This window comes from Hansschlegelia zhihuaiae (assembly GCF_004103825.1).
GTDB classification, from domain to species: Bacteria; Pseudomonadota; Alphaproteobacteria; order Rhizobiales; family Methylopilaceae; genus Methylopila; species Methylopila zhihuaiae.
Genome location: NZ_RYFI01000013.1, coordinates 53,140 through 66,654, shown reverse-complemented (window position 1 = coordinate 66,654; position 13,515 = coordinate 53,140). Strand labels below are relative to the sequence as shown.

9 protein-coding genes are annotated in these 13,515 nt (G+C 68.3%); all 9 read right to left on the bottom strand.

The window, feature by feature from the left end; translation table 11 throughout:
- Positions 1 to 66: 66 nt before the first annotated feature.
- Entirely contained in the window at positions 67 to 1,338 is a 1,272-nt protein-coding gene (locus EK403_RS13955) for a porin (protein ID WP_128778092.1), read from the bottom strand.
- A 276-nt stretch (positions 1,339 to 1,614) separates the two neighbouring features.
- Entirely contained in the window at positions 1,615 to 3,360 is a 1,746-nt protein-coding gene (locus EK403_RS13950; protein WP_128778091.1) for a dihydroxy-acid dehydratase, read from the bottom strand.
- A gap of 172 nt (positions 3,361 to 3,532) precedes the next feature.
- On the bottom strand, positions 3,533 to 4,975 hold the full coding sequence (locus EK403_RS13945) for an NAD-dependent succinate-semialdehyde dehydrogenase (protein ID WP_128778090.1): 1,443 nt from the start codon (positions 4,973 to 4,975) through the stop codon (positions 3,533 to 3,535).
- Between the two features lie 11 nt (positions 4,976 to 4,986).
- Positions 4,987 to 6,927, bottom strand: coding sequence for a thiamine pyrophosphate-dependent enzyme (locus EK403_RS13940; RefSeq protein WP_128778089.1), 1,941 nt, complete (start codon positions 6,925 to 6,927; stop codon positions 4,987 to 4,989).
- Between the two features lie 25 nt (positions 6,928 to 6,952).
- The gene (gene dctA, locus EK403_RS13935; RefSeq protein ID WP_428979611.1) at positions 6,953 to 8,353 is read right to left on the bottom strand and encodes a C4-dicarboxylate transporter DctA; all 1,401 of its coding nucleotides are present in this window, start codon (positions 8,351 to 8,353) and stop codon (positions 6,953 to 6,955) included.
- A 45-nt stretch (positions 8,354 to 8,398) separates the two neighbouring features.
- Entirely contained in the window at positions 8,399 to 9,412 is a 1,014-nt protein-coding gene (locus tag EK403_RS23650) for a xanthine dehydrogenase family protein molybdopterin-binding subunit (RefSeq protein ID WP_164919606.1), read from the bottom strand.
- Positions 9,412 to 11,298 carry a molybdopterin-dependent oxidoreductase gene (locus EK403_RS23645; protein ID WP_128778086.1) on the bottom strand — a complete coding sequence of 629 codons (1,887 nt, stop codon included), beginning with the start codon at positions 11,296 to 11,298 and terminating at the stop codon, positions 9,412 to 9,414. Before EK403_RS23645 ends, EK403_RS23650 begins: the two co-directional genes overlap by 1 nt.
- Positions 11,291 to 12,214 carry an FAD binding domain-containing protein gene (locus EK403_RS13920; protein ID WP_128778085.1) on the bottom strand — a complete coding sequence of 308 codons (924 nt, stop codon included), beginning with the start codon at positions 12,212 to 12,214 and terminating at the stop codon, positions 11,291 to 11,293. Before EK403_RS13920 ends, EK403_RS23645 begins: the two co-directional genes overlap by 8 nt.
- 100 nt (positions 12,215 to 12,314) lie before the next feature.
- Positions 12,315 to 13,478 carry a zinc-dependent alcohol dehydrogenase gene (locus EK403_RS13915; protein WP_128778084.1) on the bottom strand — a complete coding sequence of 388 codons (1,164 nt, stop codon included), beginning with the start codon at positions 13,476 to 13,478 and terminating at the stop codon, positions 12,315 to 12,317.
- Positions 13,479 to 13,515 lie beyond the last annotated feature (37 nt).

Below are 13,515 nucleotides of genomic sequence, written 5' to 3'. Positions count from 1 at the left end.
CGCGGCCGGCCGGAGGCCGCCCTGCGCTCTTCGGTGCCGGCTCGGCGCCGTGGTTGGGAAGCCGGCTTAGAAGTCGCGCTGGACCCGGATGCGGCCGACGAAGGAATCGTCTTCCGAGGTCCCCGAATAGGCGACCTTCGATTTGCGCATGTTGTTGACGTAGGAGAGCTCGGCGCCGATATCGAGCTTCTTGACCGGCGTCCAGATCAGGTTGCCGATGATCGCGCCCGTGCGCCAGTCGGCGTCGACGCCACGATAGTCGACGTCGATGAAGGTCGCGTGCAAGGCCGACCGCCATTGCGGCGCCCAGTAGTGCAGGACGCCGAGATTGGCGTTGAAGATGCGGGTCTTCTCGGTCTCGCCGCCGATCAGCAGATAGTCGCGCGCCGGGTTGAAGTTGGCGATGTTCTGGGTGCGGCCGGAGCCGAAATTCTGGTCGCCGACGCCGGCGTAGGAGAAGCCGGCCCCGTCATTGTAGGCCGCCTGGCCCCAGACATAGTCGCCCTTGCCGTCCGAGGTGTTGGCGCTCTGCAGGTTCAACTTCACGCCGGCCTGGACGCCCCACCCCCATTCATTGTCGCCGCCGACACCGCCCGTCAGCGGATCCGCGAAGTTCTTCTTCGGGTTGATGTAGCTCGCGACGCCCGAGATCTGGGCCTCGCCCCAGCCCTGCTTGACGCGGATGTTGGCGACGATGTCGGGCGCCTCAGTTCCGGCGTTCTGCACGGCGTTGGTCGCGTCGCGATAGCGATAGGTCTTGTCTTCAAGCGAAACGCTGGCCGAGGCGTCTCCGAACTTGGCCGTGTAGGCCAGGAGCGGCAGCGTGCGGTCGGAGACGAACGGGATCGCGAAGGTCGGATAGGGCTTGAAATCCCAGAAGCTGTCGGTGACGCCCGCCGTCAGGCCTGCGAACTGCACGAAGGCCTGATCATAGAAGAAGTCGTCACCTTCGAACTGCGGAAACGCCGAGCCGGCCGTCCCGGGAGCGCCGCTGTCGCGCTGGAACTGCAGCCGGATGAAGGTGCGCAGCGCTCCATATTCGGTGTCGGTGCGCGCGTCGAACCAGACGCGGGCGCGGGTGCGCATGCCGTAGCTGTTGGCCGTGTCGTCGTCGCCATGGCGGTTGAACGCCTCGGTCGCCTCGAAGCGCACGAAGCCGCCGATCTGCAGGCAGGTCTCGGTGCCCGGAATGTAGAAGAAGCCGGTGCTGCCCTTGATGTCGCAGACCTTGACGTAGTCGACCGGCTCGGCGCCCGGCAGATCGGCCGCCTTGGCGACGCCTCCCGCGATCACGAAAGCGGCGGCGGAGCCGAGCGCGAGGCCCTTGACCAGTCTCATGGCGATTTCCCCCTTGGCGTCGCCCCGCCCATCGGCGACGGTCGCGCCCGGCAGCTCTTGGCCGCCTTGTCGCTGTTGATCAGCTTACGTGCGTAGTGGTGAGTATTCTGCGAGCCAATTTCCGATCAAGGCAACATGCCGACCCAACAATTCAGCCGACTTTCCTATATTCCTCACTACTTGTGGCAGATTTGCAATTATCGAAGACCATTCTTGATACACGATCTTCGACAATATGAAATTTCATATAATGAAACTGACGACGTCTGCTGAATATCAGCCAGCCTTTAACAGCTCTGTTGCTTCGCCACGATCCGGGAGATCCTCCGATCTCAGGAAAGCGAAGTCACATCCGCCGTCGGCGTCGAGCACCTGGTTGGCGTAGAGCCGGCCATATCCGCGGCGCGGCGTCTCCTGATGGCGACCGAGCTCCCGGCGGCGCCTGGACAGCTCCGCCTCGTCGACCAGAAGCTCGATCCGCCGGTCCCGGACCGACAATCTGATGCGGTCGCCGTTCCGCACGAGGGCGAGCGGGCCGCCCGAGGCCGCATCGGGCGTGACATGCAGCACGATCGTGCCGAACGCCGTGCCGCTCATCCGGGCGTCGGAGATGCGGACCATGTCCTTGACGCCCGCGGCGGCGAGCTTCTTGGGAATCGGCAGGTAGCCGGCCTCCGGCATGCCCGAGGCGCTATGGGGACCAGCGTTCTGCAAGACCATGAAATCGTCGGCGTTAACGTCGAGCGCGGGGTCGTCGATCCGCGCCGCGAGGTCGGCGAGCGACGAGAACACCACCGCCCTGCCCTCGCGCTCGAACAGCGACTTGTCCGCGGCCGAGCGCTTCAGGATCGCGCCGCGCGGCGCGAGCGAGCCGAACAGCGCAACGAGGCCGCCGACCGGCTCCAGAGGTTCCTCGCGCGAAGCGATGACCGAGCGGTCGACCCAGCTCTCGGCGTCGGCGTCGAGCCGCTGGCGCAGCGTTTCGCCTGTGATGGTCATGACGTCGAGATTGAGCAGCGGACGGAGCTCGCGCAGCACCGCGCCCATGCCGCCGGCCGCATGGAAGTCCTCCATGTAGTGCTGGCCCGTCGGCTTCAGGTCGACCAGCACGGGGGTCTCGTCCGAGAGCGCATTGAAGCGGTCGAGGTCGATCTCGACGCCCGCCCGGCCCGCGATCGCGGTCAGGTGGATGATGGCGTTGGTCGAGCCGCCGAGCGCGAGCAGAACGCGCATCGCGTTCTCGACCGAGTCCTTGGTGACGATTTGCTTCGGCCGGATCGGGGCGCCGATCAGCCGGACCGCCGCGATGCCGGTCGCCTCTGCGGCGCGCAGCCGGTCGGCGTGGACGGCAGGGATCGCGGCCGTTCCCGGCAGGATCATGCCGAGCGCCTCGGCGAGGCAGGCCATGGTGGAGGCCGTGCCCATCACGGCGCAGGTGCCCGCGGTGGTGGCGAGCCGGCCCTCGACGGTCTGGATCTCCTCGGCGTCGATCTTGCCGGCGCGGTACTGCGCCCAGAAGCGGCGGCAGTCGGTGCAGGCGCCGAGACGCTCGCCCTTGTGGCGGCTGGTCATCATCGGCCCGCCGATCAGCTGGATCGCGGGCTTGTTGGCCGACACCGCGCCCATCAGCTGCGCCGGCACCGTCTTGTCGCAGCCGCCCATCAGCACCACCGAGTCCATCGGCTGGGCCGAGATCATCTCCTCGGTGTCCATCGACATGAGGTTGCGATAGCGCAGCGAGGTCGGCGACAGGAACACCTCGCCGAGCGAGATCGTCGGGAACTCGAGCGGCAGCCCGCCGGCCGCGATCACGCCGCGCTTCACCGCCTCCAGCATCTCGGGGAAGTGCCGGTGGCAGTTGTTGAAGCCGCTCGGCGTGTAAGCGATCCCGACGACCGGCCGCTTCAGCATGTCGAGCGAATAGCCCATCGACTGCGCGAAGGAGCGGCGGAGATAGATCGAGAAGTCGCGGTCGCCGTAATTGGTGAGGCCGCCGGCGACGCCGTGGGTCTGGTCGGTCATTTCTTCTGTTTCGTTCCGGTCGTCGGGCGTAGATCGCGATCCTCGTGTCCCGGCTTTGAGCCGGGACCCATCAGCTCTGCCGCCGCGGGAAACCCGCGGCGCCGAAGAGCGCTACCCCTGCAAGCATGGTGGTTATGGGTCCCGGCTCAAGGCCGGGACATGAGCGTGGAGCCTAAAGCCGCGTCTTCACATATTTCGGCTCGAGATAGTCCTTGATCCCGAGAGAGCCACCCTCGCGGCCCATGCCGCTCTCCTTGACCCCGCCGAACGGGATCTCGGCCGCGGCCAGCATCATGTCGTTGACCCCGACCATGCCGACCTCGAGCGCCTCGGAGGCTTGCGCGGCCATGCGCAGGCTCTTGGTGAAGACATAGCCCGCGAGCCCGAAAGGCACGCCGTTGGCGCGGGAGATCACCTCGTCGAAATCCGAGAAGGTGGTGAGCGGCGCGACCGGGCCGAACGGCTCGTCGATCATCACGCGGGCCTCGTCCGGCGTGCGGCCGAGCACCGTCGGCTCGAAGAAATAGCCGCGGTTGAAGCCGGCCGGCTGCTGGCCGCCGGCGAGCAATTCCGCGCCCTTGTCGACCGCGTCTTCCACCAGCGCCTTGGCGTTGTCGAGACCGCGCTGGTTGGCGAGCGGCCCGAGGTTCACGCCGTCCTGGTCGAAGCGGCCGAGCTTCAGCTTCTTCACCGCCGCGACGAAGCTGTCCGCGAACTCGTCATAGACCCGCTCATGCACGAAGAACCGGGACGGGGAGATGCACACCTGCCCGCAGTTCCGGAACTTGGTCGCGGCGGACGTCTCGGCGGCTTGTCTCACGTCGGCGTCGTCGAACACCAGAACGGGCGCGTGGCCGCCGAGCTCCATCGAGACCTTCTTCACGCCCTCGGCCGCGAGCTTCAGGATCTGCTTGCCGACCGGGACGGAGCCGGTGAGCGACACCTTTCGAACGATCGGCGAGCGGATCAGGTGCTCGGAGATCTTCGAGGAGTTGCCGGTGACGAGGTTCACGGCGCCCTCCGGGAGGCCGGCGTCGGCGCAGGCCTGGACGATCGCCATGGCGGTCGCTGGCGTCTCGCCCGCGGGCTTCAGCACGACGGAGCAACCGGCGCCGAGCGCGGCCGCGACCTTGCGGGCCGGCAGCAGCGCCGGGAAGTTCCAGGCCGACAGCGCCGCCACGACGCCGACCGGCTGGTAGATGACGGACAAGCGGACGTCAGGCTCGCGGCCCTCGATGAGCTGGCCGTAGATGCGCTTGGTCTCTTCGGCGTACCACTCGAACTGGTCGGCGGTCGCGCCCCATTCGCCGCGGCTCTCGGCGAGCGGCTTGCCGGACTCCGCCGACATGATCTTGGAATAGGGCTCGATCCGCTCGCGGATCAGGTCCGCGACCTTGCGGAGCTTGGCGGCCCGCTCCCAGGGCTGGACGCGCCGCCAGACCGAAAAGCCGCGCTCGGCGGAGGCGAGCGCCCGGTCGAGATCCTCGGGCGTCGCGTCGGGGACCGTCCCTAGCACTTCCTCGGTCGCCGGGTCGAAGACCTCCTTCACCCGGCCGCCGCCGGAGGGCCCCCAGGCGCCGCCGATATAGAGGCCGAAATCGTCATAGCCGTACATGAAATGGATCCTCAAATGTCCTGTTCGAGCCATTCGCGCTGGACGTCGTCGCACCAGTTGCCGACGTTCCACTGGCCCCACGCGCCGAGACCCGCGAGCTCATCCTCCCCGGCATAGACCGGGACGTGGACGACCGAGAGCCCGTCATGGCGGCGCGCTTCTTCGAGCGCCGACTTGAGGCCGGCGGCGTCGAAACCGGCGAAGACGGGCTTCACGCCCGCGACGGCGCCGGCGAGCGCCGCATAATCGACCGCGACCGCGTCATTGGTGCGGAACTCGCGGCCATATTGCGCGCGCTGGAGCCCGGTGATCGCGGCCATCCGGCGGTTGTCGAAGATCACGACCATGCCGCGCACGCCGTGCTCGACGGCGTCGATCAGGATCTGCGGGTTCATCATGAAGGAGCCGTCGCCCGTGAAGGCGATCGTGTAGCGCGGGCTCTTGGCGAGCCCGCTCGCCAAGAGCCCGCTGGTCGCGAAGCCCATATAGGAGGCGCCGGTCTCGGTGAAGGTGTCGCCCGAGCGGTCGTCCTCGACGATCTGAAAACCGTTCGCCTGCACGTCGCCGGCGTCGAACAGCTTTGCGGCGTCGATCTGCTTGGCGAAGTCCGCCACGATCTTGATCGCCGCGGGCTGCGCGAGCGCCGGGCGGCCCCAGACCGCGTCCTTGATCGGGGCGGCGTCGTAGCGCTCCCGCTTGTAGGCGGACCATTCGGCCTTCTTGGCCGCGCAGGCCGCGAGCCAGTCGCGCTTCCCCGGCGCGTCCGCCGCGCCGATCGCCTCGAGCCTGTCGGCCAGCCGCTCCGCCACCACGCCAATGTCGCCCAGAAGCGCGAGCGTCTCGTTGTAATGGAAGGCGTCGGCAAGATCGCCGTTGATGTTGATCACGGCTTTAGCCGACTTGTAGCCGATCCCTGAACAATCGGCCTGGCAGACGGCGCGCGAGCCCGCGACGATCACCAGCTCGGCGGTCTCCATCGCGAAATTGCCGGAGATCGAGCCCTTCGAGCCGCCGACATGCATGTTCTGCGGGTGGGCGTCGGGCAGCACGCCGGTCGAGCCCGGCGACAGCGCCACGGCGGCGCCTGCAGCCTCGGCGAGCCGGCGGATCGCGGCGTCGTGGCCCCGCGTCCCGCCGCCCGCCTTGATCGTCACCTTCCCGCAGGCCGCGATCGCCTTCGCGGCCTCCTCGATCATGGCGTCGTCGGCCGGCGCGAGCTTCGGCGCCTCGACGCGCCCGGGCAGCGCCGCGAGGTTCAGCGTGAACTCCGCGGGCTGCGTGTTGAGCGGCAGCAGCAGGTAGAACGGGCCGGCCTTGTAGGGATGGTTCACGCGCGCCGAGCCGCGGCGCATCGCGTCGCGCAGCGCCTCGGGCGTGTGCAGCACGTAGGAGCCGCCCATCAGCTCGGTGATCTTGCCGAACACGCTCTGCTCGGCCCGCTGGGCCTGCTGCATGTTCGGGCCTTCGCCGAAGGTCGTCTCGTCGCCATAGATGTGCCAGACGCCGACGCCGTTCGAGGCGGCGGCGAGCGAGCCCGCCATCGCCTGCAGGGCGCCGGGCCCGATCGACGTCACGACCGCGCATTGCTCGCCATACTGCCAGCGGAGCGCGGTGGCGGCGTGCGCCATCGCGACCTCGTTGCGGCAGTTGAAGGTCCGCGTGACGCCGGCCTCCTCATAAATGCGGAGCGCCTCTCCGAGGTCCGTCGAGCCATGGCCGAAGATCGCGAGATACTTGGTCACGCCCTGCTTGAGGAGACCAAGGACCAGCGCCTCGGAGAGACTGGCGCGGACGAGCTTCGGCAGCGCGCCCGCGGCGAGCGCCTGCTCGATCCCGCCATGGCGGGCGATGATGCGCGCCCGCTCCTCGATGTCTGAGGCCGCAGCCGGCGTCCGAGCCTCCGCCTCGACGGAGGCGGGGTGACGGACGATCGAGGCGGATGTCGGCGTCATGATGCGTCTCTTTCCTTGCGTATCGTCAGGCGGTCGCCACGTTGACCGGCCGCAGCGGCTCGACCGGGCGGGCCGGACGCTCCTCGGCCTGCTCGCGCTCGGCCACGGCGTCGGCCTCCGGGCCACGGGCGAGCATGTCGTTCGCCCGCTCCATGTCGACCGCGCCCACCCAACGGCCCACCACCAGCGTCGCGATGATGTTGGAGGTGAGGTTCGTGGCCGCGCGGATCTCGGCCATGAAGCGGTCGACGCCGATCAGCAGCGTCAGGCCCGCGACCGGCAGCACGCCAATGGTCGGGATGGTGGCCGCAAGGGCGATGAAGCCGCCGCCCGTGACGCCCGCCGCGCCCTTCGAGGTGAAGAGCATGATGAACAGGATTGTCAGCTGCTGGCCGAGCGAGAGCTCGATATTGGTGGCGTGCGCGATGAACAGCGTCGCCATCGTCATGTAGATCGCCGTGCCGTCCATGTTGAACGAGAAGCCGGTCGGCATCACGAGGCCGACCACGTCCTTCTTCACGCCGAGCCGCTCGAGCTTCTGGATCGAGCGCGGGATCATGGTCTCGGCCGAGGTCGCTGCGAACACGACCAGGATCTCGTCCTTGAAGTAGGACAGCACCCGCCAGAGGCTGAAGCCCGCGATCTTCAGGAAGCCGCCGAGCACGATCACCACGAACAGGATCGAGACGATGTAGACCGCGAGCACCAGCTCGCCGAGATTGACCAGCGTGCCGAGCCCGTACTTGCCGATGGTGAACGCCATCGCGCCGAAGGCGCCGATCGGCGCGAAGCGCATGATGATGCCGACCATGCCGAACAGGCCGGCCGAGACCTGCTCCAGGATCCCGATCAGCGGCTTCACCTTGTCGCCGAACTTGCAGAGCGCGAGCCCGAACAGCACCGCGACGAACAGCACGGGCAGGATCTCGCCCTTGACGAAGGGCTCGACGAAGGTGGTCGGGATGATGTTCACGAGGAACTCGACCAGCGTCATCGACTTGGCGCTGGTGACGTAGCCGGACACGGCCGCCGAATCGAGCGTCGCCGGATCGGCGTTGATGCCCTGCCCGACGGGCCAGACATTGCCCACGATCATGCCGATGATCAGCGCGATGGTGGACGCCACCTCGAAATAGATCAGCGCCTTGAGGCCGACGCTCGCGATCCGCCTCATGTCGCCCATCGTGGCGATGCCGACCACGATGGTGAGGAAGATGATCGGCGTGACGATCAGCTTGATCGCGCGGATGAAGACGTCGCCGAGCGGCTTCAGCTGCTGGGCGATCTGCGGCTCGAAATGACCGAGCAGCGAGCCGATCACCACCGCGACGATGACCTGTACATAGAGCTTCTTCAGGAACCTCACGCCCCACCAGGTCTGGCGGTCTTGCGGGTCTTTCGGCGCGTCCAGCGGCACTGCTTCGATCATGGGTTTCCCTCCCCAGGGAACGGATGGGTCAAGTCCGCCTCATCAGGCGGCCGACTGGACGGCCTTCGCCGACTCGTTCTTCTTTCTGAGCGCCTCGACGATCTTGTCGGGGGTCGCGGGCAGGCTGGTGATGCGGACGCCGATGGCGTCGTAGATCGCGTTCATGACCGCCGGGATGGTGGGCACCATTGCGGGCTCGCCGATGCCCTTCACGCCGAGCGGGCCGATCGGATCCGGGTCCTCGACGATGACGCTCGTGACCTTCGGCACGTCGAGCGCGGTCGGCAGGATGTATTTGGCGAAGCCGGGCGTGGTGGTGCGGCCGTCCTTGGTCTCGTAATGCTCCATCAGCCCCTGGCCGATGGCCTGCACCACGCCGCCTTCGATCTGGCCCTCGACGCCCTTCGGGTTGACGGCGCGGCCGACGTCGTGCGCGGCCCAGATGCCAAGCACCTGGACCTCGCCCGTCATGGTGTCGACCTCGACCTCGGCGACCTGGGCTCCGAACACATAGGCCTGCCACGGGCGGCCCGAGCCGTCCTGGCCGTCGAGCCCGGTGTGGTGGGCGGTGAAGTTCGCCGAGCCGACCGGCACGACGCCGCGCTTCTTGGAGATGTCGACCGCCTCGCGCATCGTGCAGCGGTGGTTGGAGCCTTCCGACCAGATCTCGCCGTCGCGCGAGGCGAGCGATGAGACCTCGACGCCCCAATGGTCGGCCATCTGCTCGTAGAGCCGCTGGCGCGCCTCGCGGCAGGCGAGCGCCACCGAATTGCCGATCATGTAGGTCTGGCGCGTCGCCCCGGCATGCGCGGCTTCCGGAGCGCGCGCCGTGTCGTTGTCGCCGATCGTGACCTCCCAGGGCCTGACGCCGAGCTCCTCGGCCGCGATCTGGGCGAGCACGGTGAGGATGCCCTCGCCGATCTCGGTCACGCCGGTCACGACCTTGGCGGTGCCGCCGTCGTCGAGCTCCGCCCAGGTCGAGGCCCGGTCGATGCTGGCCGTGCGGGCGATGCCGTACCAGCCGCCCGCGACCCCGCGTCCGCGCTTCAGGGCCATCACGCCACCTCGCTCAGCTTGGGGGCGGGAATTTCGGCGTGGAACCGCGCGCCAAGCCGGCAGGGTTTTCTGCAGCCCTCGCCGTCGAGGTCTTCGCGGGTCGCGCCGCGGACCGTGGGCGCGCCCGTCTCCCAGCCCGACGCCTTCTCGGCGCCGTCGAGGCACTGGAGCAGCGAGACGCTCTTCAGCTCCTGCTTGGTGTGGGTGAGGTCGCCGGCCTGCATCGCGTTGATGCGGCGGATCTCGAACGGGTCGAGGCCGAGGTTCTCGGCCGCCATGTCGAGCATCGACTCGGTCGCGAACTGCGTCTGCAGCGAGCCGAAGGACCGGAAGGCGCCGGACGGCGTGTTGTTGGTGTAGACGCCATAGGTGTCGATCTTGACGTTCGGCACGGCGTAGGGCCCGGCGGCCAGGATCGCGCCTTTCCGGATCACGCCCTCGGTCGACATGCCATAGGCGCCGCCGTCATAGATCACGCGGATCTCGCTCGCGACGATGCGGCCGTCGTTCGTCAGGCCCATCCGGTAGGAGGTGCGCGACGGGTGGCGCTTGGCCGTGGTCGCGATCGATTCCTCGCGGGTGAAGACGAGCTTCACCGGGCGGCGCGACTTGATCGCCAGCAGGGCCAGCATGCCCTGGTAGATCATGTCCTCCTTGCCGCCGAAGCCGCCGCCGACCGGGCTCATGACGAAGCGGACCTTGTTGATCGGCATGGCCAGGATCTCCGCCAGCATATGGCGGTGATGGGTGATGTTCTGGCTGGGCGAGACGATCGTGACGACGCCGTCCGGATCGACGTAACCGATGCCTGCCTCCGGCTCGAGATAGGCGTGCTCGACCTGCTGGGTCTCGAAGCGCTCCTCGATGACGAGGTCGGCCTCGGCGAAGCCCCGTTCGACGTCGCCCTTGCGGATCGGGATGTGCTTGACGAGGTTGTCGGGCGCGTAGTCGTGGACCACCGGCGCGCCGGCCTGCATGGCCTCGTCCGGGTCGAACAGGCCGGCCAGCTGCTCCCACTCGATTCTGATCTTCTGGAGCGCGCGCTTGGCGGTCAGCAGGTCCTCTGCCGCGACCGCGGCGATCGCCTCGCCGACATAGCGGACCTTGCCGCGCGCCATGATCGGCTGGTCGTGCACGAACACGCCGAAGCCGTCCTTGCCCGGCACGTCGGCCGAGGTCACGACCGCCTCGACGCCTTCCATGGCCTCGGCCTCGGACGTGTCGATCGACACGATCCGGGCGTGGGCGTGCGGCGAGCGCAGCACCTGGACATGCAGCATCTGCGGCATGACCTGGTCTCCGGCGTATTTCAGCGCGCCCGAGACCTTGGAGGGCGCGTCGAGGCGGCGGACGTTCGCGCCGATGTAGCGGCCGCCCTCCGCGGCGTCCTCGTCGAGCGCGGTCGCGGGCAGACGCCCGTTCATCACGTCGCGGGCGAGGCCGACGGCGTCGAAGATCTTCTGGTAGCCGGTGCAGCGGCAGATGTTGCCGCCGAGGCGCTCCTTGATCTCCTCGTCGCCGACCGCCGGGTTGACGCGGATCGCCGCCGTCGCGGCCATCACCATGCCGGGGATGCAGTAGCCGCACTGGCTGGCCCCGGCCTTGTGGAAGGCCTTCTGCATCACCGAGAGCTCGCCGGTGCGGCCGAGGCCCTCGATGGTCTCGACCTCGGACCCTTGCGCCTTGCCGACCGGCACGAGGCAGGACTTCACCAGCCGCCCGTCGACGAACATCGAGCAGGCGCCGCATTCGCCGGCGCCGCAGCCGTCCTTGGTGCCGGTGAGCTCGAGCTCCTCGCGCACGAAGTCCAGCAGACGCTGGTGGGTCTGGGCGATCTTCTTGATCTTGCGGCCGTTGACGGTGGCCTCGACGATCATGTCAGGCATGGTGGTGAACCTCGAGTTCGGCCTCGACGGCGTCGATTTCGGCGCCGGCGTCGCGCGCTGCGCCCGCGAGCGCCCGCGAGACGAAGCCGCGGAACACCTCGCGCCGGTAGGCCTGCCGGGTGCGGGACTGGACGAGGTCGAGCGGCAGCCGCGACGCCTCGTCGATGACGCCGGCCTCGATCGGCGCGCCGCGCAGCAGCGCCTCGACGTCGGCGAGCCGGAGCGCCTTCGGCCCGACGCCTCCGACCGCGAGCCGCACGTCGTCGAAATGGCGGCCGCTGCGGTCGATCGAGACGAGCGCGGAGACGCAGGCGACCGCGATGACCAGCGAGCGGCGGTGGCCGACCTTCTCGAACGACCCGCCATAGTCCGGCAGCGCGTCGCACTCGATCGCGACGATCAGCTCGTCGGTGACGAGCTGGTTGCCACCGGGGCCGGTGATGAACTGCGACAGCGGCATCCGCCGGCGCACGGTCCGACCGTCCTCACGGCGCGCAAGCTCGATCTCGGCGTCGAGCGCCAGGAAGGGCGGCGTGCCGTCGGCCGCGGGCGATGCGTTGGCGAGATTGCCGCCGACGGTGGCGCATTCGCGGATCTGGTCGTCCGCGAACCAGATCGCGCAGTGGCGCATGTTGGGCAGCGCCTTCACGAGATCGTCGCGGTCGAGGAAGCGCTGGAACGGCGTCGCGGCGCCGAGGCGCACCCGGCCCTTGCCGAACGAGACCTCGTTGAGCTCAGCGACCTTCGATATGTCGATCAGATGCTCGACATGCACGTCGCCGGCCCGGCCCTCGCGCGCCCAGGGCAGGATGTCGGTCGCGCCCGCGACGATGCGCTGGCGGCCGGAATGCCGCGTCATCAGCTCGAGCGCGTCGTCGAGCGAGGTCGGGATCAGATAGTCGTCGCAGGTCAGCACGGATCGCTCCTGGGCGTCGGCGTCTTCGCGATGGCGGTTCGGCGTCGAAGGCCGGCGGGACAGGCGCGGGATGAAGCGACCCGCGCCCGGCCCCTCGGGATCACTCGGCGGCGATCCGATGGGCTTCGGTTGACCGCGTCTTAACCACCACCTTGATCGCGTCCTCGATCCGCTCGCGGGCGTATTTCAGCGCCGTCGGCAGGTCCTGGAGCGGGAAGGTGTGGGTGTGGATCTTGGTCGCGTCGAACCGCTTCTGGGCCATGAAGGCCTCGGCGCGGTGGGTCGCGCTCTTGCCCTCGCCGCGGATGCCGTAGAGGTAGATGTTGTTGCGCACGAGATAGGCGACGTCGATCGGCGTCGGCTCGTGCGGGAACGCCGCGAGACAGATCTTGCCGCCGCGGTTCAGCATCCTCGCGGCCTCGTTGATGGCGTCCGGCGCGCCGGAGCACTCGACCACATAGTCGAGCCCCTTGCCGCCGGTGAGTTCGCGGACCTTGCCGACGACGTCGGATTCCTTCCTCACATTGATGACGTGATCGGCGCCGAGCTCGAGGCCCATCTCGAGCCGGTTGTCGCGGGTCCCGGTGAGGATCACGGGCTGGGCGCCGAGCGCCTTGGCGACCGCGACGCCTAGGAGGCCGATCGGGCCGGGGCCGAGCACCGCGACGCTCTCGCCCGCCACCAAGCCGCCGAGCTCGGTCAGGCCGTACATCGCGGTGCCGGCGGTGACGACAAGCGTCGCCTCCTCGTCCGACATCGTGTCGGCGACGGGCACCAGCGTGTTGATGTTGTTGACCGCATATTCGGCGAAGCCGCCGTCGGTGGTGAAGCCATTGGCGCGGTGGCCCTTGTCGCGGTCGCCATAGTTCAGGCCGTAATTGTGGCAGGCCGTGTACATGCCCTCGCGGCAGCGCTTGCACTGCCCGCAACCGGCATGGATCTCGACCGTGACGCGCTGGCCGATCCGGTACTCGTCGACGCCCGGTCCGAGCGCGACGACGGTGCCCATATATTCGTGGCCCGGCGTGAAGTTCTTGTTGAACGGCAGGCCGCCCTGGATCTGGGCGGGCGGACCCTTGTGGATGATCTCGAGATCGGTCGCGCAGATCGCGACGGCGTCGATCCGGACCAGCACCTCGGCCTTCTTCGGTGTCGGAACGGGCTTGTCGGCGAGCGTCAGCTGGTCGGGATCGCCAAGGACCCAGGCCTTCATGGTCTCCGGGATCGGATAGTTCGGGTCGGTCTTCACGCCTTCAGCGCGCATGGCGAACTCCTCGAGGTCATCGTTTCCGTCGGGCCCG

Coding starts and splice junctions, on each gene's coding strand:
- EK403_RS13950 (WP_128778091.1), bottom strand. CDS start 3,360: ATGACCGACCAGACCCACGGCGTCGCCGGCGGCCTCACCAATTACGGC.
- EK403_RS13915 (WP_128778084.1), bottom strand. CDS start 13,478: ATGCGCGCTGAAGGCGTGAAGACCGACCCGAACTATCCGATCCCGGAG.
- EK403_RS13940 (WP_128778089.1), bottom strand. CDS start 6,927: ATGACGCCGACATCCGCCTCGATCGTCCGTCACCCCGCCTCCGTCGAG.
- EK403_RS13945 (WP_128778090.1), bottom strand. CDS start 4,975: ATGTACGGCTATGACGATTTCGGCCTCTATATCGGCGGCGCCTGGGGG.
- EK403_RS23650 (WP_164919606.1), bottom strand. CDS start 9,412: ATGGCCCTGAAGCGCGGACGCGGGGTCGCGGGCGGCTGGTACGGCATC.
- EK403_RS23645 (WP_128778086.1), bottom strand. CDS start 11,298: ATGCCTGACATGATCGTCGAGGCCACCGTCAACGGCCGCAAGATCAAG.
- EK403_RS13955 (WP_128778092.1), bottom strand. CDS start 1,338: ATGAGACTGGTCAAGGGCCTCGCGCTCGGCTCCGCCGCCGCTTTCGTG.